Source organism: Photobacterium sp. TY1-4, from assembly GCF_025398175.1.
Lineage (GTDB): Bacteria > Pseudomonadota > Gammaproteobacteria > Enterobacterales > Vibrionaceae > Photobacterium.
In genome coordinates this window covers 1543225-1568387 of sequence record NZ_CP099735.1, presented here as the reverse complement: position 1 = coordinate 1568387, position 25163 = coordinate 1543225, and the positions used below count along the sequence as shown (strand labels likewise).

Annotated in this window: 25 protein-coding genes; 12 read left to right on the top strand and 13 right to left on the bottom strand. The window is 51.1% G+C overall.

The window, feature by feature from the left end:
• Positions 1 to 98: 98 nt before the first annotated feature.
• From NH461_RS23755 to NH461_RS23740, 4 genes are read right to left on the bottom strand one after another with little or no spacing between them, the layout of a single operon-like run.
• A complete protein-coding gene (locus NH461_RS23755; protein WP_261603428.1) occupies positions 99 to 377 on the bottom strand; it encodes a SemiSWEET transporter in 279 nt (92 codons plus the stop codon).
• Entirely contained in the window at positions 374 to 1144 is a 771-nt protein-coding gene (locus NH461_RS23750) for an inositol monophosphatase family protein (protein WP_261603427.1), read from the bottom strand. The genes NH461_RS23755 and NH461_RS23750 overlap by 4 nt, the downstream gene beginning before the upstream one ends.
• An 8-nt stretch (positions 1145 to 1152) precedes the next feature.
• Entirely contained in the window at positions 1153 to 2205 is a 1053-nt protein-coding gene (locus NH461_RS23745; protein WP_261603426.1) for a LacI family DNA-binding transcriptional regulator, read from the bottom strand.
• Positions 2206 to 2209: 4 nt separating this feature from the next.
• Positions 2210 to 2950 (bottom strand): MBL fold metallo-hydrolase, encoded by a 741-nt coding sequence (locus NH461_RS23740; RefSeq protein ID WP_261603425.1) that lies wholly within the window; start codon positions 2948 to 2950, stop codon positions 2210 to 2212.
• A 182-nt stretch (positions 2951 to 3132) separates the two neighbouring features.
• Between NH461_RS23740 and NH461_RS23735 the strand changes: the two genes are divergently transcribed.
• The 5 genes from NH461_RS23735 to NH461_RS23715 all read left to right on the top strand — a co-directional run bounded on the left by NH461_RS23735 (position 3133) and on the right by NH461_RS23715 (position 8330).
• Positions 3133 to 4140, top strand: coding sequence for an ABC transporter ATP-binding protein (locus NH461_RS23735; protein WP_261603424.1), 1008 nt, complete (start codon positions 3133 to 3135; stop codon positions 4138 to 4140).
• Between the two features lie 44 nt (positions 4141 to 4184).
• Complete coding sequence (locus tag NH461_RS23730; RefSeq protein ID WP_261603423.1) at positions 4185 to 5333, top strand: extracellular solute-binding protein; 1149 nt, start codon at positions 4185 to 4187, stop codon at positions 5331 to 5333.
• Positions 5334 to 5401: 68 nt separating this feature from the next.
• The gene (locus NH461_RS23725) at positions 5402 to 6235 is read left to right on the top strand and encodes an ABC transporter permease (RefSeq protein ID WP_261603422.1); all 834 of its coding nucleotides are present in this window, start codon (positions 5402 to 5404) and stop codon (positions 6233 to 6235) included.
• Positions 6235 to 7098, top strand: a complete 864-nt coding sequence (locus NH461_RS23720; protein WP_261603421.1) for an ABC transporter permease — start codon at positions 6235 to 6237, stop codon at positions 7096 to 7098. The genes NH461_RS23725 and NH461_RS23720 overlap by 1 nt, the downstream gene beginning before the upstream one ends.
• Before the next feature lie 128 nt (positions 7099 to 7226).
• A complete protein-coding gene (locus NH461_RS23715) occupies positions 7227 to 8330 on the top strand; it encodes a hypothetical protein (RefSeq protein WP_261603420.1) in 1104 nt (367 codons plus the stop codon).
• Between the two features lie 88 nt (positions 8331 to 8418).
• On the opposite strand, the gene NH461_RS23710 is transcribed toward NH461_RS23715, so the two are convergent.
• The 3 genes from NH461_RS23710 to NH461_RS23700 form a co-directional block, all read right to left on the bottom strand.
• Positions 8419 to 8733 (bottom strand): heavy metal-binding domain-containing protein, encoded by a 315-nt coding sequence (locus NH461_RS23710; RefSeq protein ID WP_261603419.1) that lies wholly within the window; start codon positions 8731 to 8733, stop codon positions 8419 to 8421.
• Between the two features lie 23 nt (positions 8734 to 8756).
• Positions 8757 to 9749 (bottom strand): Gfo/Idh/MocA family protein, encoded by a 993-nt coding sequence (locus NH461_RS23705; protein ID WP_261603418.1) that lies wholly within the window; start codon positions 9747 to 9749, stop codon positions 8757 to 8759.
• 88 nt (positions 9750 to 9837) lie between these two features.
• A complete protein-coding gene (locus NH461_RS23700) occupies positions 9838 to 10593 on the bottom strand; it encodes a dienelactone hydrolase family protein (protein WP_261603417.1) in 756 nt (251 codons plus the stop codon).
• Between the two features lie 133 nt (positions 10594 to 10726).
• Here NH461_RS23700 and NH461_RS23695 point away from each other — a divergent pair, with 133 nt between their 5' ends.
• The 3 genes from NH461_RS23695 (at position 10727) to NH461_RS23685 (ending at position 13030) form a co-directional block, all read left to right on the top strand.
• Positions 10727 to 11698, top strand: coding sequence for a glycosyl transferase family protein (locus NH461_RS23695; RefSeq protein WP_261603416.1), 972 nt, complete (start codon positions 10727 to 10729; stop codon positions 11696 to 11698).
• A gap of 179 nt (positions 11699 to 11877) precedes the next feature.
• Positions 11878 to 12609, top strand: coding sequence for a beta-ketoacyl synthase chain length factor (locus NH461_RS23690; protein WP_261603415.1), 732 nt, complete (start codon positions 11878 to 11880; stop codon positions 12607 to 12609).
• A gap of 160 nt (positions 12610 to 12769) precedes the next feature.
• A complete protein-coding gene (locus tag NH461_RS23685; protein WP_261603414.1) occupies positions 12770 to 13030 on the top strand; it encodes a phosphopantetheine-binding protein in 261 nt (86 codons plus the stop codon).
• A gap of 240 nt (positions 13031 to 13270) precedes the next feature.
• On the opposite strand, the gene NH461_RS23680 is transcribed toward NH461_RS23685, so the two are convergent.
• On the bottom strand, positions 13271 to 14863 hold the full coding sequence (locus tag NH461_RS23680) for an MFS transporter (protein ID WP_261603413.1): 1593 nt from the start codon (positions 14861 to 14863) through the stop codon (positions 13271 to 13273).
• 221 nt (positions 14864 to 15084) lie between these two features.
• Between NH461_RS23680 and NH461_RS23675 the strand changes: the two genes are divergently transcribed.
• Both NH461_RS23675 and hutH read left to right on the top strand, forming a co-directional pair.
• Positions 15085 to 15393, top strand: coding sequence for an ArsR/SmtB family transcription factor (locus NH461_RS23675; protein WP_261603412.1), 309 nt, complete (start codon positions 15085 to 15087; stop codon positions 15391 to 15393).
• Positions 15394 to 15648: 255 nt separating this feature from the next.
• Positions 15649 to 17196 carry a histidine ammonia-lyase gene (hutH, locus tag NH461_RS23670; RefSeq protein ID WP_261603411.1) on the top strand — a complete coding sequence of 516 codons (1548 nt, stop codon included), beginning with the start codon at positions 15649 to 15651 and terminating at the stop codon, positions 17194 to 17196.
• A gap of 95 nt (positions 17197 to 17291) precedes the next feature.
• Here hutH and NH461_RS23665 read toward each other — a convergent pair whose 3' ends face one another.
• Positions 17292 to 19304, bottom strand: a complete 2013-nt coding sequence (locus NH461_RS23665) for a methyl-accepting chemotaxis protein (RefSeq protein WP_261603410.1) — start codon at positions 19302 to 19304, stop codon at positions 17292 to 17294.
• Positions 19305 to 19941: 637 nt separating this feature from the next.
• On the opposite strand from NH461_RS23665, the gene rnk reads away from it, so the two are divergent.
• The gene (gene rnk, locus NH461_RS23660) at positions 19942 to 20355 is read left to right on the top strand and encodes a nucleoside diphosphate kinase regulator (protein ID WP_261603409.1); all 414 of its coding nucleotides are present in this window, start codon (positions 19942 to 19944) and stop codon (positions 20353 to 20355) included.
• Positions 20356 to 20434: 79 nt separating this feature from the next.
• Here rnk and rfaH read toward each other — a convergent pair whose 3' ends face one another.
• Positions 20435 to 20920, bottom strand: a complete 486-nt coding sequence (gene rfaH, locus NH461_RS23655) for a transcription/translation regulatory transformer protein RfaH (RefSeq protein ID WP_261603408.1) — start codon at positions 20918 to 20920, stop codon at positions 20435 to 20437.
• Positions 20921 to 21017: 97 nt separating this feature from the next.
• Positions 21018 to 21143 carry a hypothetical protein gene (locus NH461_RS23650; protein ID WP_261603407.1) on the bottom strand — a complete coding sequence of 42 codons (126 nt, stop codon included), beginning with the start codon at positions 21141 to 21143 and terminating at the stop codon, positions 21018 to 21020.
• A gap of 709 nt (positions 21144 to 21852) precedes the next feature.
• On the opposite strand from NH461_RS23650, the gene NH461_RS23645 reads away from it, so the two are divergent.
• Positions 21853 to 22767 (top strand): acetoacetate decarboxylase family protein, encoded by a 915-nt coding sequence (locus tag NH461_RS23645; protein ID WP_261603406.1) that lies wholly within the window; start codon positions 21853 to 21855, stop codon positions 22765 to 22767.
• Between the two features lie 88 nt (positions 22768 to 22855).
• Here the strand turns inward: NH461_RS23645 and NH461_RS23640 are convergent, their stop codons facing one another.
• Complete coding sequence (locus NH461_RS23640; protein ID WP_261603405.1) at positions 22856 to 24241, bottom strand: FAD-binding oxidoreductase; 1386 nt, start codon at positions 24239 to 24241, stop codon at positions 22856 to 22858.
• A gap of 238 nt (positions 24242 to 24479) precedes the next feature.
• The gene (locus tag NH461_RS23635; protein ID WP_261603404.1) at positions 24480 to 25112 is read right to left on the bottom strand and encodes a response regulator transcription factor; all 633 of its coding nucleotides are present in this window, start codon (positions 25110 to 25112) and stop codon (positions 24480 to 24482) included.
• Positions 25113 to 25163 lie beyond the last annotated feature (51 nt).

Below are 25163 nucleotides of genomic sequence, written 5' to 3'. Positions count from 1 at the left end.
CCCCTCCGGACAGACCGGAGGGTACACGTATCATCAGTGATACGTGCAATACAAATCAACATCACCCATCAGCATCATTCAATGCAACCATCAATGAACTAATGTTCTGCCTTACTGATAGTATCTCGAAGCTTCATTGCCAGTATGATAGCCGCCAGAATGAGCGTCACGAGATTGGCCATGATTAATGGTAAATCTTTGACGACCACACCGTAGACACACCAGAGAAAGACACCAAAGACAAAAATACAGTACATCAGGATTGAAATGGACTCGGTATTTCTTGACTGAATGACTTGCCAAACCTGAGGAATAAACGAGCAGGTTGTACAGAGGGCAGCACTATAGCCAATAAGGGAGATGTCGATAGCCATCATGAGAATTGTTCCATATAGGTGTTGAGGACAGGCCACAGACGCTGAGTACTGACCCAAACGGGATTCCCATTGATTAATCCATCATTGGCCAGAAAGTCGGGAACACATCCGCCAGCTTCCTCGACCAGAAGTAACCCCGCAAGCGCATCCCAGCTGTTGAGGTGCGCTTCAAAATATCCATGAACGAGTCCTGAAGCAACATGAGCAAGCATCAGCGCACCAGCGCCAAAACGGCGATGATCAACGTTGTTTTCATCTAAAATGGCCAATAGGTTGATCACGTCTGACAGGGGTCTGCGGTTAGAGTGGCCAATGCCAATGATAGACTGGCCTTCCGCTTCATTTTCCATCTTTAAACAACGTCCGTTCAACCAAGCGCCCTGCCCCTTTCGAGCCGCAAAGAATTCATTCCTTTCCGGCGCATAAATATAACCCAGTTCAATTTGATCATTATTTACATAGGCAACGGAGATACACCAATAATCCATCCCTTGTATATAGTTGGTCGTGCCATCAATTGGGTCGATCACCCAAATCCCTTCTTCTCCTGCGCTAATGCCGCTCTCTTCACCCAAAAAACCATCCTCAGGGAACAGATGACTGATGACGCTTTTAATCTCTGTTTCAACTTCCCTGTCGACCTGAGTCACAAAATCATTCTTACCTTTGACTTCGATCGTTAAACCTTGTTCGCGAAAAGACAGCGCTTTGTCTCCTGCGATTCTAATTGCCTTTTCCAGCGCTTCCAGTTTCTCTGCTGCTTTCATTTTCGTACCTATGAATCCTGCGTGTGGATGGGTGAGGTGTTTCTTGTGATGAGTTTGACCGGAATCAGCTCAACTCTCTGTTCCATGTCCTCATGACGCGCTCTGCTTTCCAGACACCATAAGGCGCGCTTGGCCGTTTCAACGACATCGTGCTCTATCGTGGTCAGCCGGTAGCTATATTGAGCCGTTAAAGGCGTGTTATCGAAGCCAATGATGTGAAAGTCTTTGGGCGAATCCAGCCCATTTTTTCGCATGCCATCGAGAAAACCGCAGGCCATGAGCGCTGTGGCACAGAAAATACCATCGAGTCGTTGACCAGAGGCTATCAACTGCTCAGCAGCAAGAAATCCACCTTCATATCCATTTCTTTCCGATTGAATCTCAATATATTCATAGTCCTTGTTTTCTAACCAGCCCTTGAGTGAACTTTGAAAGCCCTTTTCCCGATCTAAACCCGACCAGGTCGAGTGTTTGTAATTCAGCCAACCGATTGAACGGCATCCGACAGCGATCAGCTGATCGGCTGCCAATTTGGCGCCAGCGTTGTTATCGGAGCAAACGACGTCGACTTTGGGCAGATCTATTTCTCGGTTAATACCGACAATCGGAATACTGTATTGAAGACACTCTTTAACCAACGCCTCCGGCGGCTGACCGGAAGTGACGATGACGCCGGATACTCGGTATTGCGTAAATCGGCGCATGGTTTCATCAAGTTCATCTCCCGGGCGAACCTCAGTCACCATGGCCTGGTAGCCTCGCGCCTGGATCTCTTTTAGCAGGGCTTCCAGCAAATGGCTTCTGAAAGGGTCATTGATATGCGCGACAACCACCCCTATCAGCTGGCTGCGGCGCCGGTTTAACCCTTGTGCCAGAAAGTTCACCTGGTAACCGAGTTGTTCAGCGGCTTTCAGTACTTTTTGCTTCGTCGCTTCCGAGAGACTGCCGTTTTCAGTAAACGTCCTCGAAACAACTGATCGTGATACGCCGGCTAAATTCGCCACATCCTGCGCGGTCACGACATTGGGTTTATTTTTGGTACTCAACTTGGTATCCACCATTTTGTCATTCTGATAAATCGATGGTTAAACCATCATGACTCACAAACAGATGTTCGATTGTTGCTGCGCTCTGTTTTATTTCCGCAATGGCTTCATCCCAGCAATGATAAAGGCCGAGCCGTTTTATATTGAATTTTTCTAACAAAGCTTTACAGGCATAGAAGTCGCCGTGGGATGAAGTTTCATCCAGGGCGTCAAATGAAGCACACTCCTGGAATGCCAAATCGGTATGTTGCATTAAATCAATCGTCGCCTGAGTCGGCCTGCCGTCCCCGCTATAAAACAACCGCTGGCCATCAGCTGAAATTCGTACTGCCCTATTCGTCAGCTCATGCTGTGTTTCAGCCGTGTCCAACTGCCAGTGATTCCATACGAAATGATCCGTGATCATTTGCCAGTGAACTTCGAAGCACAGTTCTTTGGCTGGCCAGTTGGCAAATAAGGCGAGAAACTGCAACGGGGCTTTATTCTCTTCCTGACAAAAAATAGTCACAGGCTCAGTACGGTGATGGCTTTTCCAGTAATTAAATAATGCCGTGAGCCCCGTGCAATGATCCGGATGAATGTGCGTAAAATATATAGCGCCTATTTCGTTGACGCTTGCAGCACGACTAAATAACGCCCGGGGAATAGTCGGACCGCAATCTATCAATAGCTGGTTCCCTGTATTGTCTGTTACAAGTAACGCCGATGTATTGCTGATTGTTGAGAAAGCACTGCCACATCCAATAACTTCAATTTTCATTGTTTAAACCAAACTTTCTTCTTTCATTAATTAATTTGTCATAAAGCAAGCTCAAAGTACGCTCATATGATGTCTGTTAAGTTTTGCATTTTTTTTACACGCCAGTGAACACGTGTTCATCGAGGCAAAAAAATCTAAGCATCAGAAGTGAACTTTATATCTTTCTGATTTTTGAGGTAACAATGACGAGTTTAAACATTCAGGGCTTATGTGCCGGTTACGGAGATAAGCAGATACTCTCAGATATAAATCTGACCGTTCATCAAGGCGAGATGATTGCTCTGCTTGGCCCTTCCGGCTGCGGTAAAACGACGCTACTGAATGCGCTTTGTGGCTTTCTTCCTGTTTCTGAAGGCGAGATCCGGTTTGGTGACAGAAACATGACCAACCTACCGGCAGAGAAACGAAATATCACCATGGTTTTCCAAAGTTATGCGCTCTGGCCGCATATGACTGTTGCACAGAACATCGGCTATGGCCTGAAAGTGAGAAAGGTTCCCGCGCAACAAATTGCTCAAAGAATCGATGAGTTTTTGGCGATCGTCAATCTAGCAGGGCTCAAAGATCAGAAAGTGACGGATTTGTCCGGCGGCCAACGCCAACGCGTGGCTTTGGCAAGAGCTTTGGCAATTCGGCCAGATATTTTGGTTCTCGATGAGCCTTTGTCGAATCTGGATGCAAAAGTCAGGCTTCAGGTCCGTCATGAAATTAAATCTTTGCAAAAGCAATTCGGTTTTACATCCCTGATCGTGACCCATGATCAGGAAGAAGCCCTGGTCATGGCAGACCGCATTGCTGTTCTGAATCAGGGGAAAATCGAGCAACTGGGGACATCTGAGGAGGTTTACCACCAACCAAAAACGCCTTTTGTCGCCGACTTTATGGGGGCGGACAATCGGATTATCTGGCCTGAAAACAGCAAAGAGCTGCAAATTTACTTCCGAAGCGAGAAAGCGCAATTGGTGGAGCAGCATTGCGAAACGCCTTGTCGCTCCCTGTCTGAAGAAGACGGGCTGCAGCTTTCCGGGAGGGTTCTGCAAAGTGCGTTCTTTGGCCACAACTATCGTGTCAGCGTCGAGTGTGAGGGTCAGCTGATTCAAGCGGTTCACCCGACTCCCCTTGAACCCGAGTTAAACGTTTTATTACGCGTGCCACACCATTCGCTCCATATGTATCACGGGCAACACTAACGATTCACTCACCCACGAGTAACTACCTCAATTAAGGATTAGCGATGTTTGTAAAAACCAAGATGACTTTACTGACAGCTATGGGTGCCATTCTTGTTTCCGGCGCAAGCCAAGCGGAAACAACACTGAATGTCGCATCTGCAGGAAGCCAAAACATGGTCGACTACGTAAAAACCTACTTAGCGCCAAAGTTTGAAGCCGCGCATCCAGGCGTCAAGATTAATGTTGTCGGTACCGGCCCTGGCGATGCGGGCTCTCATAAAATTCTGGAAAAGCTCTCTGCTCAAAATAAAAGTGGCCTGAAAGCGTGGGATATCGATGTCGCGGTTGTCCATCAAAAAATTGGTGGGGAGATGGTTCAGCAAGGGCTATTGGCTAGCTACCGGGACGATATCAATACAGGCGCGATGGTCACCCGTGACAGTGCCAGAAATGCGCTGGGTACCAATGTTGATGGTTATGTCATGCCAATGTTCCACAGCCAGACCGCTATTGCGTATAACAGCGACCTGATCCCGATCCCCCCGAAATCATATGATGAGCTTGTTCAATGGGTTGAAAAAAATCCCAAAGCATTCGGCTACAACGGCATCAAGAACGGGATGTCCGGTGTGAGCTTTGTGACCGGTTGGGTTTATGCATATGGCTCGGATGCAGACAAGCTGTCCAGCAAACCATATCAAAAAGGTGTTCTGTCTCAGTGGGATGCCGCGTTCGAACAACTGAAAGCGTTTAATAAGAACATCACGTTCACGCCGGGTAACGCCGGGACGCTGGACATGCTCAACCGGGGCGAGATCTTCATGGGACCGGTCTGGGTCGATATGTTCTATAGCTGGAAAGAACAGGGCAAGATCCCGCCTTCACTGAAACTCTCTCTGCTTGCGCCGGGCATGCCAGGACAACCAATGTACTACGTGGTGCCGGAAAAAGCGGCCAATCCAGAGCTCGCTCGCGAATTTATCGAGCTGGCGACCAGCCCTGACATCCAAGCGGAGGGCATCGTGAAACGCTTCAACTGGTATCCGGGCATTGATGCAACGTACGTTAAAAAGCACCTGGATAAGCAGAGCTGGCAGAAGTTATTCGCGGAAATTACGCCGGAGGATCTCTCTCAGTACGGTAAGAGTTTCCCGATCGCACCCTATTTTGATGATATCAAAGAAGGTTACGAGCGTAAGGTTGCAAATTAATCGCTGTATGCTCAAGAGGTTACACACCTCTTGAGCTTTACATCGTGGCTGATTTCACTGGAAATATTATGCATTACAACCCAATCAAAAACATCTCGATGGTACTGCCGGCGGCATTCATGGTGGGTCTGTTTTTCCTCTACCCATTAGCCTTTTCTCTTTTTTCCGCGCTGTTCACCGATACTGGTGCGTTGACGACAGCGCATCTGGAGAATGCGGTCGAACTGTACTCCAACGATATTCTGTTTACGATAATTATCGTGCTGAGTTCAATGGTCATTTTATGTGTGCTGTCGATATTCATTGCAGCAACATTACGCCTCTCTCCCTTTACATCGCTCGTTCGGGTTTTAGGGGTACTTTATCGACTGCCTCTGTTCATCCCGCTCATCGTGACAGCTCAGATGATGAGAACCTTTTTAGCTAAAAATGGGTTGATGAATAACGCGCTCATTGAGGCCGGATTATTTACCCCTCTGGAAACCATTTCATTCCTCGGCTGGAGTGGCATCATCATTACTTTTGTCTGGAAACAACTCGCTTTTTCGACGCTGCTTATTTCCGGGGCGATGTCAGCCATCGATGAATCCCAGGTCCGTGCCGCGAGAAACTTAGGGGGCTCAAGAACTCGGATCCTGTTTCAGATTATCCTGCCTCAGATTATCCCAACAATCGGTGTCGCCATGGTCCTGTCTGTTGTGACGATGATGTCAGCATTATCTGTACCGCTGATGATTGGCACCGGCACACCCACCATGATGACCGCCGACATGGCATTTCGAATCAACTCTTACGGTGATTACCATACCGCAAATGCACTGGGCCTGATTTCTTACTGTATTTGTGCTGCGTTTGCCTGGTTCTATCTTCGTCAGAATCTTAAAGATAAGGCTGGTGTATAGTGAGTCAAGAACTAACAATGCGCTCTTTGACCAGAGCAAGTACATCCCGATTTTCAAACTTAATTCGTCTGGATGCCTTTCCACAGTTTGTCTTTGTCATCTGTCTGGCATTGATCATGTTCGGCCCGATCATCAATTTGCTCATCTGGACAGTGGCCGAGGTTTGGTATTTTCCTTACGCTTTACCCTCCCAATGGGGGCTCAAATACTGGGATCAGGTGTTCAGCCCTTATAGTGATGTTTCCGGCTCACTAACAACCAGTATCTTGATCGCTTTAACCACGGTTGTGGTCTGTCTCTCCGTCTCTATACCTGCGGGTTATGCGCTTGCAAAGCAGAAGATGCCTTTCAGAATATTCTGGATGCTTTTGTTTCTGATCCCTCAGGCGTTTCCTAACCTAACGGTGTACATGAACATCGCGAGAATATTCTACGACTTCGGACTCAACGGGACTTTTCTCGGGGTCGTCCTGGTACACAGTGTCCATGGTCTGATGTTTTCGGTCTGGATTAGCGTCGCCGCTTTTTCCGGTATAGACCCTTTGATGGTCCGGGCATCCAGAAATTTGGGCGCAGGCCCTGTCTATACCTTCTTCCATATCACTTTGCCTCAAGCGACACCGGGTATTGTGGCCAGTGGTATCTTCGTGTTCCTTGAATCTCTTGATGAGTTCACCGGAACTTTCTTTGTCGGTGCACCAGAGATAAGCACCTTACCGCTCCTGTTATATACGGCAAGCATGGAAGGCAATTATCAAATCGCATCGATTACGGCGCTGATATTACTCGTCCCATCGATTCTGTTTATGTTTGTGATCAGCCGATTTATATCTCCAGAGATGCTGTCAAAAATTGGGCGTTAATTATGAACAGAAAACAGCATGATGAAATCTGAACATTAAACATGACTATTATTTTCCCGGTAAGAATTCAACGTCTCACCATTTAAACACCTGTAATTAATCTGAATATTAAAGATGGAACTTTCAATATGAAACATATAATACCAACGGTTATCTTGGGTTTAAGTAGCTCAGTCTATGCAACCTCTGATGCTTATCAGCAGCCCCGGTTAAATCTTTCCATGGAGCAAGTGTTGTCCGGCCTGGCAGAGAGCTGCCAAGCGTTTGTCGCCGATACGGAAGTTGATCAAAGCTTTGAGATCAGTGACCACCATCAATCTTTTGCACTGTCGCACCAGTGGAGTAATGGTACCCATACTGCGTTCATTTCCCACTCCGAAACAGGCTCAGGTGATGAGGGACAAATTCTCGCCTTTCGAGTCACAGAAAGTATGTTTGACCCAAACCACGACCTTATTTCCGGCAACGAAACCATGCCTCTTGAAGATAAGATTTATATTAGTGAGCAACACCCATCTGGTATTGCCTGGTTACCTGCACCCACGAACAGCGCAAAGGATCAGGGTTATTTACTTGTCGCCTCTCAATATGAAAAAACGGTTCGCTTTCGTAAATTCACCATCGACGGCGACCAAGGACAGGTGGCGACATTGACTCAAACGGATCATAAAATAGAAGAAATCACAGATGTTTGGATTAACCGCCATGAAGATGACTATTGGTTAATTTTACACGACATGGACAATGCACAAGGCGCGGCGTACAAGGCATCGGTGGCAGATTTATTTCAATATGGCACGGATAACGAAGGTGAAATGAACATTCGCGCCTTCTCCTATGTCAACAGCTATACCTCACCGTCCAACACCGGCTGTAACAAGAGCCTCGGTCAAAATGCTCAATTAGTCGAAGATAGTACGGGGAACTGGTATATCGTTCACGCCTATACAGACACCATATGTGGCGCAAATATGGGGACGAACCAAGTCAAAGCTTACCCTGCTTACTTTAACGAAGACGGCACATTCAGCGTCGCAACCAGCCCCACCCCGGCAGCTTCAACCAGCGTGGGTTATTCCGTCAGTGTTACCGACGAAGGAGCCGATGGCGCGACTGGATTTAGAGTCACGAACGACGGACGACTCGTGATCTATTTGGGGGGACAGTATGCATCTTTAGACGGGTTTGACTATAAAACGTATTTGAAAGAATGTCGTTCATCAAAATATTAATTGCTTATCAATCAATAGAAGTTCGCAAATTGCGAGCTTCTATTTTCTCAAATACCCGAAATACGTTATTCACTCTTGATTACAGTGTCTATCTCAGCTTCACCGCCGTACCATAAACCAGAATTTCGGAGGCGCCCTGCATGATCGCACTGGTGGTAAAACGCACGTTGACGATTGCATCGGCCCCCATAGCTTCGGCCTCGGCGATCGCCCGGCTCATGGCTTTTTCCCGCGCTTCCACCAGCATTTCGGTATAGCCGCGGATCTCGCCACCAAAAATGGTTTTAAAGCCGGCCATAATATCGCGACCAACATGTTTCGATTGCACCACGTTCCCACAGACTGTCCCCAGTGTTTCGGTAATGGTCCGGTGAGCGATTTCAGATGTTGTCACACACAACATAGCTCTTCCCCTTAATAAGATGGTTATGAGTTAGGCTGGCCCAGGATTTGGGACATGACCCAGGCAGTTCGGGTCGCCGTTTCCCCTGTAGAAGGATGCGGTTCGCCACCCATTAAGTGTTCTGCAATCGCTGCGACATGGAACTGCTGGATGTGCGGTGGATTTTCAATTAGACGGCTTTGCTCGCCGGTGCCGTTAATTAAAATCACCGGCGCTTCATCAAAGACGGAAAACACCAGCTTGCCCCGGCTGCCGATAATTTCCACCCGATCTTCACGCTTGGCGGCACCAAAATGCCAGCTGCCGCACCCGGTGACGCCGGATTCATGCTGCCAACAGCCGGTCACCGCATCTCCGGCGCTGTAAAGCCCTTGCTGATTGAGGCAGATTCCCATAGCCCGGGAAATATCGCCCAGCAGGAACATCAGCAAATCTAACCCATGGCTAGCCAAATCATCGAAATAACCGCCCGGTGCAATCGCCGCATCGGTGCGCCAGTTATATTGACCGGACAAATCAAGCGCATTGGCCGGTTTAGAGAGCTGCCAGCTGACATGGCGAACCTCACCGATTTTTCCGTCGGCCAGCCAGGATTGAACCTGACGAAACCGTGGCAGTGAGCGCCGATAATAAGCGACAAACAACGGCAGTGAGCGCTTACGAAAAGCCGCAGTGATCAACGCACTGTCGGCATAGTCAGGTGCCAGGGGCTTTTCGATACAACACGGCTTGCCGGCCTCGGCGACTTTTAACGCATAGGTTTTGTGACTATCCGGCGGCGTGGCGATATACACCGCATCCACCTCAGGATCGGCAATAAGCTGATCAGCATCGGTGTAATACCGGGCGACACCATGGCGCTTGGCATAATCGCGGGCTTTGGCCTCATCCCGGCGCATGACAGCCACCAGCTCAAACCCTTCCGCCATCTGATAGGCCGGGCCGCTTTTCACTTCCGTGACGTTGCCACAACCGATGATCCCCCAACGGATCGGTTTTTCCGGACACTGCTTCATGATAAGTCCCTCCTGCCCTCAGCATGACCAAGGCCGCAATAAAAATCAAACAAATCATGATGATGCAATGTGCCGCACCAGCCTCTGATTATCCGGCAGGGAGCACAGATTTCAGATAAGTCAGAAAGCGTTGCCACGATTTCACATCCGCATCCTGACGGTAGTTCGGCGATCCATACACGGTAAAGGCATGGGGCGCGCCGCTGTAAACGATCATTTCACTATTAACTTTGGCTTGCTCCAGTGCCTGCGACAGGGCGGCGAAGTCGTTCATGGAAATCGCCTGATCGGCCCCGCCATGCAGAATCAGTACGCTGCCTTTGGTTTGCGAATAATCCTGCCCTGCGGGGGTGCTCAATCCGCCGTGAAAGGTCACGAACCCTTTCATCTCGCTCCCGGATCGGGCCATCTCCAGCACTGCTGCGCCGCCGAAACAGTACCCCATCGCCACCGCCTGCTGGGTATTCGCTCCCAAGGATTGGGCCTTGGTCATGGCGCCCTGAAGCAAGTCACGCATTTTCTGGCGATCTTTGTACAACTCACCGGTATGCTGGCGCTTGTCTTCATTTTTGGTTGGGCGGACTCCGGCACCAAATAAATCTGCAGCAAAGACGGCATAGCCGGCTTCAGCCAGCATCTCTGCCCGTTTGACTTCGTAATCGGTCAGCCCGTCCCAATCATGAACCAGCAACACCAAAGGAGCGGATTTGCCGCTTTCCGCCGGGGTGGTGTAATACCCTTCATACGCCTCGCCATTGATCTGGTAGCTGACCATCTGCCCTTCACCAAACGCGGTACAAGCAACCAACAAGGATAACGTGGCTGCCAAACGTCCGATTTTCATTCTCCCTCCAAAGCATCTACATCGCGTCAACAGTTCTAACAGTGTAGGTGATTTGTTAAAAACCGAGACATTCGCATTCCGTTTCAATGGGGTATAGTTATAATCAGTGTGAAAAATGGAACTAGGGAAAGCAATGCCAGCATTTACAGAATTTATTAAACATGTCGGCCGAGGCGAGAAAGGCCGTCGGCCACTGACCCAGGAAGAAGCCCGGGAAGCACTGACCATGTACCTAGACGGCAAAGCCGAGTTGCTCCAGTTGGCAGTGCTGCTGATGCTGCAACGGGTCCGCTGCGAAACCGGTGAAGAGGCCGCCGGATATATTCAGGCGCTGCGCGAGCGGATCGCTCCGGACTGGCAGGAGCTTGCTATTGACCTCGACTGGCCCTGCTTCGCCGGCAAGCGGCGCCAACCGCCCTGGCTGCTGCTGGCAGCCAAACTGTTAGCCAAAAATGGTGTACGGATCCTGCTGCACGGCCACGCCGCGGTCGATGCGGTGAAATTCCAGATTGAGTCGGCCTGCCCGGCACTCGGGATCCGGCAGGCCGCAACCCCCGAAGAAGCCAAAATCATTCTCGCCCACGACGACATCTGCTACATCCCGCTGTCTGCCTATTGCGAGCCTCTGGTTGATTTGCTCGCCCTGCGCAACCAGGTCGGCCTGCGAACCCCGCTCAACACCGTCGCCCGCGCGCTCAATCCGGCGCGTGCTCCCTTTGCCATCCATGGGATTTTCCACCAAGGCTATGAAAAATTGCACGCAGAAGCGGCGCAACGGGTCGGCGATCTGAACATGGTCGCCTTCAAGGGAGAGGGCGGCGAAAGTGAGCGCAGCCCCCGCACCGCATGCCGCCTAGCCGGGGTATCGCGCGGGGAGCTCTATGAAGAAGAGTGGCCAACGTTCCTGGAAGGTGCCTCCGGTAAGCACGGGGAGATCAGCGGCGAGTACCTGCGGCAAGTCTGGGACGGGGAAGTCGACAACAATTACGGCGCCCATGCGGTCGTCTCAACCATGGCGATTGTGCTGAAGATGATGCAGGTGTGTCCGGATCAGGCTGCCGCACTCGAGCAGGCTCAGCAATGGTGGGACACGCGTCATCAGTAACGCTGTTTTCCCCCTGATCCTCGCCATCTAATCTCTGCCGGGTGGCGGGCTTTCCTCGCCCCCCTCCAGGCCGCACGACGCAAAAAAAGTGAAGTGCCTCAATAATCATTCCGGTTCTGCTGGGGCGTATTTTTAATATATGCAACCATAGCCATAAAGTAATCACGATGGCTATGAATATGAACACATTTTCCTTCACGCTACTCGACTGGCTGGCCCTGTCTCCCGGATTAACCGACACCCGCCAGTGGCAAGAATGGGCGCAGCAAGATATGCGCTGGCCCGAAGACCCGGCCCCCGTCCCGGCCAATCTGATCCCGCCGATGATGCGTCGACGCACCAGTCAGTTAAGTAAACTGGCCCTACAGGCTGCACTCACCCTGACTCAGGATCAACCGGTAGACTATATCGTCTTTGCCAGTCGGCACGGTGAACTGGCACGCACCATCGCCCTGATCGAAAGCATCCAGCAAGGAGAAGAAGCGTCACCAACCAATTTTGCCCAAACCGTGCACAACACGGCAGCCGGCCTGTTTACCATCGCCGCCAACCGCCCGGTGCCCGTCACAGCCATCGCGGCCGGACAGGACACCCTGCACAACGCATTCGTGGATGCTGCCGCGTATCTGGCAGAGCATCCCGATCACCGGGTCTTGCTGGTTGACTATGACGCCCCGCTGCCGTCACAGTTTCAGTCATTCGATGCCGGAAACTACCAGAGTTATGCTCTGGCGATGCTGTTGACCGGCGGCGAACACTATCGGGTTCACTGGGATACCCCGACCGCCCCTGAGCCAGAGGAAGGCCCGATAACTCTCAAATTTATCAAACACTTGTTGAGCAACCAGCACCAGTGGCAATTAACAACCGATCGCCATTGCTGGTCCTGGCAACGCCATCATGAGCTCTGACGAGCCGAATCGAACACCCTGAAAAGCCGGAATACGGGGCACAAACATTACAGTGTTAATTCGATCCAATTTCCGCTTCTCAGTCATGAACCACCTCAACACATATGTCACAATGAGCATATTAACAACGAGTCTAACCGACGCAGAAAGGACGTTACGTATGGAACAACTTCATCTTGAACTGAAAAAGCTGATCATTGAGTCACTCAACCTTGAAGATATCAGCGTTGACGATATCGGGACGGATGAGCCGTTATTTAATGACGGACTGGGGCTGGATTCAATTGACGCGCTGGAACTAGGACTGGCGCTGAAGAAAAAATATCAGATCTCACTGGACAGCGATGACAATGACGCCCGCCAGCACTTTGCTTCCGTCGCTAGCCTCGCCGATTATATCTCGTCTGTGAAGGCAGCCTGAGCCTGAATTGAGCTTCTGCCAGCAAGACGAGTTTCGCGTAAAAGCAGCTTCGTGAAAGCGCTGTTTCAGGAAAGAAAAACTGCCCCCGCGCTATACAGCGGGGGCGGTTGTCTATCATGCAATATGTGCTGTCTAGTAAGGCGAGGTGAATCAAGCAAACCGCTCCCAGCGCACACCACATTACACCGTTGGCTAACGCCTCAACGCCTCAACGCCTCAACGCCTCAACGCCTCAACGCCTCAACGCCTCAACGCCTCGCGACAGTGAACTAAACGGTTCCCTTTTCGTAAACAGTACATGGCCAATAGGCTCACAATCACAGCAATACTTCCTAAGAGCGCATTCGTCGTTGTAAACGCCATTTTATACACTGCGATCATTTCATGGCTTAGCACTGCTTGCTCACGAGCATTCACCTGCTCGAGGAGTTCGGTAAAGTTTCCTGACGCCATGCCCGCAATCCACGCCTCGTCATTCCCCCCTTTCAACTGACTCAGATGTTCAGGCACAAGTCGAGTCAACGAAGCGCTTATGAACGCGCCATACAGGGCAACGGCAACGGCTTCACTCCCTAACCGGAAAGTATTGAGTACCCCGGCAGCCATGCCGGTTTCATCAGCGTTGACGCTGCTAAGTGCTTCTCCATCCACTAAACCCGCAGAGATTCCCATCCCTATTCCAATCAACAACAGGGCAGCCGCCAACCATGAAAGGGAGACCGACAACTCAACCAACAGACCCAGTAAGCCAATCCCAAGCAACATGCACACGATGCTGAAGAAAATCAGTCGCGTTGTTCTCACCCCTCGCGAGACTAAGTTCCCGGCAATCAGCGGCAACACCAACACGGGCAAAGTCAAAAACAGCATCATAAGACCCGCAGTTGCTGCGGACTGTTGCATCATTCCGGTCAAATAAGTGGGAAAGTACGTCAGCAATGTCACAAAGGTAAAGCTGGCAACCACAGGTACTAAGATCAGGCCAAGGAAACCATGGTTTCTGAGCAACCCCAGATTCAGCACCGGATGTACTGCTCTTTTTACCCGTACGATAAATAGAATGAACATGACCCCGCCCAATAACACGGCAAGAGCAGTCTTCAAACTCAACCATCCCCATTCGTACCCCCTGGACACCGCCAGCATCAACAAGAACATGCCGGCAATAAATAAAGCTGCTCCGGGGAAATCAACCTGGGACACGGATCCTACTTCGTCAGCATCGCTTGGAATGTTAGAGCTCATCACAAGTACGGCGGTAAGCACCACAGCGTGCATGGCAAAAATGGCTTGCCAGCTCCACAATTCCAGTAAAATTCCGGAAACCGTGGGGCCGAACGTAATCCCTAAACCTGCGGTCACCCCAAACAAAGCGAATACTCTTGTTCTTTGCTCCCCCTCAAAAGTCTGAGTAAAGAGCGCGCTGCCGCAGGAAAAAATAGCCGCGCCACCGATACCGGCAAGCGCCCGAAATATATCAAGCCACAATATATTCGGCGCAAGCCCGGAACCAATGGATGCCAGTGTATAAATCAATGCGCCTGCGATAAACGAACGCTTTCGGCCGAACACATCGGCAAATTTACCCCAAATCAGCGTAAAACAGGCAAACGTCAAATTAAAAGCATTCACCACCCACTGCAAACTAGCCGGGTCCGATTGCAACTCTACGCTGATAAACGGCAAGGCAATTGCCGTACCAGAAATAGAGCTCGGCACGACAAAGACAGCCATTAAGACAGCAAACAGCATGAACGTGCGGTTTGTTCGATGTATTCCACCCATAGTTAGCCTTTCATCATTCTCTGTAGTTACCTCGAACGAATCCATCATCTCAGTACGAGCCCGTTGCAGCACCTCGCGAGCGGCGCGTGTTCGATACTCATCTCGTCCATGACAGACGCAGTCTTTGTCACTACAATGGTTTGAAAAATATTACACGTATGGCAACGCCAATACGTAACGAAAAACACGAACGTTCGATATATTTCGAACCTTATAGGTGCGGAACATCCGTGTCAATCTGTTTCATAACGATAAAATAGGAAAACGACATGTCAGAACATGAGACGCTCGCAAATCAACCGCGCGAGGAAACACTGGAGATGTTGAAAGCCCTTGCGCACCCAGTTCGGCTCAAAATCATCATTGACCTGATCAACGATGAGCCAAACGCAGAAAGACACTGTACTTCTTTCGACCTTTCCATCTCAAAAGCCACACGTTCTCATCACTTTAAGATCCTGAAAGAATCAGGGCTGATCGAGCATGTAGATCACGGGAACCGCTCTTTGGCCAAGCTCCGTCATGCTGAAATAGAATCAAAGTTTCCGGGTTTACTGCGCATGCTCCAGAACAAGTAACACCCATCATCGTGATCTTGAATCGTTAGCGCTTTCATTCGAAACAATCTTCAAAGCAGGCATACACAAGCTCCAAAATGGCTGGCACGATGCCAGCCATGAGATGCCCCTTGTCTCTACCAAGCCACTTCCCATGTCGTGACAAACCTCGAAAAACCGTCCTTCCGCATTATGCTACATGATGTATATTGTATAGGATGAGATCGTCAATAAGAGGGCAAGCCTCTAATCTGCTGATAATTAATGGATTTTCTCATGAACTCTGATAATCAAGATGCCATTCTGTTTGGCGCCGATCGCCTGACCATTGAAGACGTGGTTGATATTGCCAACGGTGCCCAGGCCAAAATCAATAATTCCCCTGCATTTACCGCAAAAATTGACCGCGGTGTTGCGTTCCTTGAAAGCCTGCTGAAAGAAGAAGGCGTGATCTACGGCGTGACAACCGGTTACGGGGATTCCTGTACCGTGGCGATCCCGCCGGAGCTGGTCGATGAGCTGCCGTTGCACCTGACCCGCTTTCATGGCTGCGGGCTCGGTGAGCATCTTGATCACCAGCAGGCCCGTGCGGTGCTGGCGACACGTCTGTGCTCACTAACGCAGGGCGTTTCCGGGGTCAGCCATGAGCTGCTGAATCAAATCGTCACCCTGATCAATCACGACATCACCCCGCGGATCCCTCAGGAAGGCTCTGTAGGAGCCAGCGGCGATCTGACGCCACTCTCTTATCTGGCCGCCGCCCTGATCGGCGAGCGTGACGTGGTGTATCAAGGTGAGGTCCGTGCAGCTGCCGACGTCTATACCGAACTGAGTTTGCATCCAATCACGCTCAAGCCGAAAGAAGGCCTGGCGCTGATGAACGGCACCTCCGTGATGACCGCGCTGGCCTGCCTGGCGTATAAACGCGCTGAGTATCTGGCCCAGCTCGCGACCCGGATCACCGCGATGGTCTCTGTCGGCATGCAAGGTAATGACTTCCACTTCGATGAAGCCTTATTTGCCGTGAAGCCGCATCAAGGACAACAGCAAATCGCCGGCTGGTTGCGCAGCGACCTACAATCTTCCCTGCCGCCACGGAACAGCGACCGCTTGCAGGATCGCTACTCTCTGCGTTGTGCACCGCATGTGATCGGCGTGCTGCAGGACAGCCTGCCCTGGTTGCGCCAGCTGATTGAAAATGAACTCAACAGTGCCAACGACAACCCAATTATTGACGGTGACAATGAACGCGTCCTGCATGGCGGTCATTTCTACGGCGGTCATATTGCGATGGCGATGGACACCCTGAAAGTGGCGGTTGCCAACCTGGCCGATCTGCTGGACCGTCAGATGGCCCAGTTGATGGATTACAAGTTCAACAACGGCCTGCCGTTTAACCTGACCGGCGCGACTGGTGCGCGCAAACCCATCAACCATGGCTTCAAAGCCGTGCAGATCGGGATCTCAGCCTGGACTGCGGAAGCACTCAAGCACACCATGCCGGCCAGTGTCTTCTCACGCTCAACCGAGTGTCATAACCAGGACAAAGTCAGCATGGGGACCATCGCCTCCCGTGACTGCCTCCGAGTGCTTGAGCTGACGGAACAAGTTGCTTCCGCCTCGCTGCTCGCCTCAACGCAGGCCCTGCTGCTTCGCGAAGCCCAGGGCGAGTTGCAAACCAGCCACCTCAGCCCGGCACTGCAAGCCATGCTGGCTTCCGTTCAGAAAGATTTTGAAATGGTGCGTGAAGATCGGCCGCTCGAAGGCGAGCTGCGCCTCTTTATCAGTCAGATCCGCGAGCAGAACTGGAAAATGTATGACTGAGCCTCTGCCGGATATCAGAGCGCTGCCGCAACTGGCATAAAAATACCGGGCACTGAGCCCGGTATTTTCATTTGATGATCTCGATTGCAGCCCCGCTATCGGGCCGTCATTCGCATCGGCGCTTCGCCGGACTGCGCAATCGTAAAGTGACTGACTTCTTCCATCAACTCAGCCATCCGGCCTTGCACCAGTTCCATTTCCTGATGAATATCGGCAATGGTCTTTTTGGTATGATCCGCCAGATCCAACAATTCATCCACATCCGTATCGACACTTTTCGCCGTTTGCGATTGCTGGGTGGAAGCCGTGGCAATGCTAACGTTGAACTGGGCAATTTCATTCACCGCCAAGATTAGTTTTTCCACCAAAGACTTGGTATCCGACACCACTTCCTGGGCTTCGTAACTGGCTTCACGGCTTTGCTGCATATTGTCAAAGGAGTCTTTGGCATTCTGGCCAATCCCCTCCAGCAGCTGGCGGATGTCTTCCGTCGATTGCTTGCTGCGTTGTGCCAACGTCCGGACCTCATCCGCCACCACAGCAAAGCCCCGTCCCTGCTCACCCGCACGGGCTGCTTCAATGGCAGCGTTCAGTGCCAACAGGTTGGTCTGTTCCGAGATCGCATTAATCGTATCCAGGATTTCCGTCACGCTGCCCATCTGCTTCTCCAGCGCCTCAATACAGGCGAACGTCTGGTCGACATTTTCGAGCAGCTCCGTGGCTGACTGGAATGAACGATCACTGTGTTCAAAACAGGCTTCGGCGTTTTCTTTCACCTGATCCGTACTGTGCTGCGCATCCACGGTGATCCCGGCCACCTCCTCACTGGTCTGGGCCATTTCCGTCATCGCCGTGGCGATATTATCGCAGCGCAGGTGAGTCTGTTGGCTGGAGTCTTTCGCTTTAGCCACCAAATCAACCATTGCCGCCATCTCTTTCTCCGTCTGGCTGGCGAAGCGCAATGTCTTGTCTAACGTCTCACTCAAACTACTCGCCAGGTGATCGACATGACTGGCGATCCGGCCAAATTCATCCCGCCGACCGTCATCCAGACGGATACTCAAGTCGTTATTCGACGCCATGCGATCCAACTGCGCGGTAAACTGCTCAACCCGCTCGCGCACGTTGTTGACAATTTTCACCGTCAGCAGGACCAACGGCAACACCAGAAACAGGATCACCCCAATCATCCCGTTGCGGATCAACGTTGCTTCCGCCTGGTGATGCAACGCATGCTCCCGAATCGATCCGGCCACGTCATCCCGCAGCGCTTTCACCAAACCAATCCGTTGGGTGGCCAGCGGGAACCAGACCGATGCTTCCGGCCCTTCAATGACAGAGAGGTTGTCTTTCTGCGCCAAAAACTGTTGCTGAATCGATATCACCTGCTGCCAGACCGACTCATTGAGGATCGACTGCAACTGTTGCAGACTCTTGCCATCCAGCAAAACTCTGGCCTGACGCAAGGCATATCGCTCGGCACTAAGATAATTAGTGATCTGCGTGTAACGCTCCGGTGTCGACTGCTTTCCGGCAAAGACGCCATTCAGGGCCCCCCGGGCCATACCGGCCTGCTCTTTAATCACCAGCAGTGCCCACAGTCCCTGCATGTCCTGCTTCAAATCCGGATCACTGATCTGAGTCATCACCACCGCCAGATTATCCAGCGCCAGCTTGTTGATGTTTGAATAAAACGCAAACGGGGATTCCTTCAGGGATAAGCTATCAACCTGGCGACGAATCGCCTCACGCCGATCCAGCTCAGATTTCACATCCCCCAATAAGGTCGTCACTAAAGCAGGATCCAAATATTGCGGTGAGAAAGCCAGCAGGTGCTGATAAGCCGCATCTGCCTTTTTCCTTTGCGCCAGCAGGGCACCCTGCTGTTGGCTTTGCCCCTTCGCGGCAATCACCCCAGCGGTCAGACCGCGCTCAACCGCAAACTGATGCGCAACGTCATCATACAGCTCAAACAGAGTCACGGTTTCCAGTGACAGCCCCGTCTCCGCCACCTGCTGATTGGCCTGTTTGATTTGATAGCCGATCACACCGAGCAATAAAATAGTAGGAATAATAAATACGGTAAAAATTGTTTTACGCAAATTCATAGCACGGCCCAGATTCAGCATACATCACCCTCAACAATGGATCTCTAGCCCCAAGATAGCAAAGGCCAGCAATGCACCTGAATACTTATGAGGCATATTTCATTAAACTATGAACCAGCTCAAACTGGCACCGCAACAACCCATCGGAGATGATACAGATTCGGCAACCCCGTCACCGGGCTGAACCTCGAAACGAGACTGAGTATCAGCACACGCAAGCCCTGTTCAAAAAAGCATCAGCTGCACCTCGTCGTTTCAAAAAGTTACCCACTGTTTTTGTGGATAAAGTTTTTTACCTCTTTAAAAACATGATGTTATCAATTGCAATCTTATAAGTGCGATTTTTTGCAATTTAATGAATAGCGCCGCAACGTTCCAATCACCCGTGTATTCTGCTCCTCGCAGCACTGGCAGGAGGGCTGTCGGGTCAATGCTGGAAATGGTATGCAATTCGTTTGTCATGTGTTGGCGATTGGGATAATATCTTCCGGTGCATTCCTGCACCGATCCCAGTGTCTGCAGACCTCATCGTAACCATTTCCGTAACGCAATAAGGACTCCCCGGAGCTGCTCTGACAAGCGCTGCCGGGCACTGGTTGATTTGTTCAATCTGACAAACTTTAATGACGGTGAAACCATGACCCAACAACCCCGTATCATCATCTCTTCACTGGATGCCGAAAGGCTGGATAACCTGCTGGAAACCCTGCCGGATGCGGCATTTCCCGGTAAAGCTGCGCTGGAAGCGGAACTGGATCGCGCCGAGATTGCGGCGCCACAGGACATCCCGTCGACCGTCGTGACCATGAACTCCACGGTCCGTTTCGCGGTGGAATCCTCGGAGAAAACCTTTTGCCTGACGTTGGTGTATCCGAATGAAACAGAAGGTAAAGCGGACCGCATTTCAATCCTGGCCCCGGTCGGCAGTGCCCTGCTGGGACTCTCGGTCGGTGATACCATTGAGTGGCCAAAACCGGGGGGCGGCATCTTGCATGTGCAGATCGAGGAGATTGTCTACCAACCTGAGCGTAGCGGTGACTACAGCCGTTAACCGTCCGCCGATTGACTGACGGACGTCAATATGGACAACACATAGCCAGTCCTATGTGTTGTACAGGCTTCACAGCCCGTTATACAACTTTACGGATATTTCTATTTTCCACGCTCACTTTCACATCCCGGTTAATCATCTGGATGAGCAGCATGGAGCGTTTCTCGCCATCCGGCTCGAGGAAAATCGCCTGAATTTCCTGTAATGCGCCTTCATTAATACTCACTTTATCACCGGCGATAAACGCCACATCAGCGTGTACATTGCGAAGCTGGATCTGGGTGATCAGCTCAGCCGGTATTTCTTTGGGCATCTGACCAAATCGAATAAAATCCGCAACGCCTCTTGTCGAACGAATCGTGGTAAAACTCGGCCCGCGTTCATAATCAAAATGAATAAATAAATAAGATGGAAACAACGCTGTTTTGACCGAGACTTTCTTACCTCGCCGAATGACGTCCTTATTGACGAAGGGGGTATAACAAGCCACGCCCACCCGTTCCAAATTAATAATCGCTCGCTCAATTTCATTATTTTTGCAGTAGAGTAAATACCACTTTTTCATGATTCCGTGCTCTTTTATTGTCCATAGATTATATCGACCCTGTTCGCAATCAGGTCATGCGCTCGTGATCCAGGCAGGGATCAAAACAAACTCACCGCTAGATTTCTTTCAGCTTGTGATCGTCAAATGGCTTGTGCCAGTACTGAGATTCACAGACCTGGCAGGTGACTTTCATGGTGTTTTTCTTCAAAACCCGCTCGATGACCGTTCTTTTAGAGCGCATAAACGTCCGTTGCTGCTTGCATTTTGGGCAATTCATGTGTAGTGCCGCCATGTGGCCTCCCCCACGGTGATAATAGATTTATCAACATATGCAACCATGCACTAATGTTCGACGCGCATTATCCATAGTTGCAGTGCAAATAAAAATAATGTCACGTGATCATGGGACGAATGTCAAAATAAAGAAAATTTATTCAGTTACGCATGATTTCTTCGTAAAAAATTGCATGGGATAACCCACTTATATATAAATTTATCAATTTCATTTTGTTTCAACACATAATAAAACCATCATAAATAGAACATGCGAATACAGCCCTCGCTAATTCCCACACAAAATATAAGATGAAATGTATTCGATTACATCTCAATGCGTATTTTTACTATTACATCCTATTTTTTACATGTTTAATTGAGCTGTTTATTTATGGCTAAAATATAAGCTCCCAAAATCATACTTCGGTTCCAAAATTTATTTCTATCATTTGGCAATCCCCGTCGCTCTATCTCTATAGTTATTCACTTTAATGCATACTGTACCCGTCCGTATCCCGAGCTGGTATGAAAGGTAGCGAACAATACTCGGGCGCTATGCCTGAATTCGATAACTGAGCTGACTGAGTTCACGAAGAGACGCCAAGAGCCATGTGATTACTATCCGGCGCCTGCAGTCTTCCGGCTTCACATCTCACCCCCCGGAGGAGAAACACATGAAAAAACGCACTTTGCTCCACCCCATGATGCTGGTTTTAATCTTATGCTTTAGCGCTGGTGCTGCTGCCACTGACAAGGACTTTGTGATCTATGGTGAAACCACAGCCCTGGTCGGCCTCTGCCAAGCTGAGAAGGCACAGCAATTTGTCCGAAACCCGGATTGGGAAACCGTCACTATTCCGAACACCACCCAAACCGTCTGTATTTTGTATATTCAGCAGGTCAAAGACAGCTCGGTCGGCCGCTATACCGAGACCGTCAATACATTCCTGGTAAAACGAAAGGACGCGCCGCCGTTGCCGCTCAAAACACCGGGAGATCTGACAGATCCCGTCCAGGCCATGGACTATCTGCAAGCAGCTCTGTACACCTTGGGCGTCGCCACTTATCCGGATCAGGTTGCCGGACTTCCCCATCAGTACGGTTTTTATAATCATCATCTGCTGCTGGATAACCCGGATGCGATCCAAGCCGGTAAAACGCAGTGGGGTTACCCGAAACAACAGGCTTTACTGAGCTACAAAGCCCCCGCAAAACAGGCCATGCGGGCGCTGCAAGTCTGGGAGCCGGTGAGACAATCAGGCCGACTGCATCACAAGGAAATGGTCCTTCAGGTTTGGTTCGATTTACGGGAAGCTGTCGCGATGCCGCTGGAGTCTACCGGTGATAATATTTTACCGAGTTCACCCTGGACACCGGATGGCAAACTGGCGCAACTCTCCGGTACCCTGAGTACCCAGGGAGAAAACGGTCTGGTGGCCCCTTTCCAGGGTGAGTTGACGGTCGGACGTTCCTTTACCGAAACCGCAGTTGCCTTAAGAACGACCGGCTTCAACCCGAAAATGGTCCTGCTGTTTCAGGATCTCAAAGGCACAGCCCGTCCGCTCTACGACAAACCGCATTCGATCTAGCTGGTTGTTATATCAATTCCTGAGACAGCAATCGTGCGCCCGCGGCGGCTCTGCAGAGGCCGCCGCAGGTGTACACCCAAACCGAAAGTCAGTCCGGCTTGATATTCTGGTTCATCCGGAACAGATTGGCCGGATCATATTTTTTCTTGATCGCCACCAGCCGTTCATAGGTGCTGCCGTAGGCAAATGCGATCCGATCGCCTTCGTCCTGAGTCAGGAAATTGATATAGGCCCCGCCGCTGGCAAACGGCTGGGATTTGGCAAAGAACGCCCGCGACCAGCCGATACAGGCTTCATCCTCCGCGGCCGTCTCCCAGCGGGCATGTACGTTCATGACATAGTTGGCATCCCTACTGGAATAGGCCATTGCATCCGCTGCAACGCGTCCAGTTTGCGCTCCAATGGTCCCGATAAAAATCTCACATTGATCGGAGGGCAACTGACCGGCGTATTCAATCAGCACATCCAGCGCTTCGTCCGTTAGGGTGGCAAAGTTATGAGACTTCCAATAATTCCGGGCCCCAGGGGTGAGTAAGGGATCGAACGCCTGCTGCCAGTCGACAAAGGGCTGCACACCGACATGTTCCCCCAGCGGCGTCCCGAATCCGCGCAGCGGTGCAATCAAAGCTTCGCCTTCGGCCGGATCACCGGCATAAAAAACAGCTAACGCGATAATTTCAGTGCCGTGAACCACTTCCGGCAAGAACGGCAGTGGTGGTGCCTTGCGGGTCACCATCCAGACATTCAACTCGTCCGGCATGGTTTCAGTAAAGCGGGCAAACTGCGTCAGGATCTGCTTCGCCTGTGCAAACGGGAACACGATCAACCCACTCAACACCTCCGGGCCAACCGGGTGCAGTGCAAACTCAAAGCTGGTGACCACACCGAAATTACCGCCACCGCCCCGGACGCCCCAAAACAAATCTTCATTCTCGGTCGCGCTGGCCCGAACCTGATGGCCATCTGCCGTGACCATATTCACCGCCAGCAGGTTATCCACGGTCATACCGTATTTCCGGCTCAGCCAGCCAAACCCGCCGCCGAGCGTCAGGCCAGCCACCCCGGTGGTTGAGTTAATCCCCAGAGGTGTGGCCAGCCCGTGTGCCTGCGCGGCTGCATCAAAATCTCCCAGGGTACAACCGGGCTCAACAATGGCCCGCCGGGTGTTGGGATTGACCACCACATTGTTCATCAGTGAAAGATCAATCATGATCCCGCCGTCACACACCGCATTCCCGGCAATGTTATGGCCGCCGCCGCGAATGGACACCAGCAGATCATGCTCCCGGGCAAAATTCACCGCCTGCACCACGCACTCGGCGGAGATACACTGTGCAATCACCGCCGGTTTCCGGTCGATCATCGCATTCCAGATCGCTCGCAGTTCGTCATATTTATCATCTTTGGGGAGACAAATGGTCCCCTGAAAATGCGCTTTAAACTTCTCGATCGTTGCCGCTTCTAGCTGGCTCATACCTGCCTCCTGAGTCGTTGTCGAGCCTCATAGGATCGCTTTATCCGGGCGCTCAGCCACTGCCGAGACCCTGGACAACTTTCTTCCTAAGTAAAACGTATCCCCGCGGCGCCGGCTGTCCCATCTTGAGACAATCAACCGGACGGACGAAAAATGCGATAATCACAGCAACCAAAAGGGATAAAAAAAACCGCTGAGATCACGCAGCGGCTTTATGACATGTCAGGCGATTCGAACCCTATGTTGCCCTGAGATCCAAGGGGTCGACCATCCCCGCAGCAATCGCCATGCCGACCAAGGCGGGCAGGTGATCCGCTGCCAGGCGCTTCATCACCCGGGACCGATACAGATCAACAGTTTTAACGCTGATCCCCAGTTGTTCGGCAATTTCCCGGTTGGTATAGCCCTTCACCAGCGGCAAAAAAACATCCTGCTCCCGCGGCGTCAAACTGGCCAGCCGCTCCTGCAACGCCGATTGATGCTGACCCGCCATCATCACCGGCTGGCGGTTGAGCGCCTGCTGAACGCTGTCGAGCAGCAACTGCTCGTTATAGGGTTTTTCAATGAAATCTATAGCGCCAGCTTTAAATGCCCGCACCACAATCGGCACATCGGCATGACCACTGACAAAAATCACCGGCAGGTGAATCTCGCGACGCTGCATTTCTTCCTGCACATGCAATCCGCCCATTCCGGGCATCCGGATATCCAGTAACACGCAGGCATTGGCTTTGGGATCGCAGGCTTCAAGGAACGCCTGACCGCTGCTGAACGGTACGGCTTTCAGCCCGACCGACTCAAACAGCCACAAGGTCGAGTCCCGCATGCCCTGATCATCATCCACGACATATACAATTTGCTCATCCGGCATGAATTTCCCTCTCCTCATCCCATCCTGTATTCACAACCATTTCCCTCATCA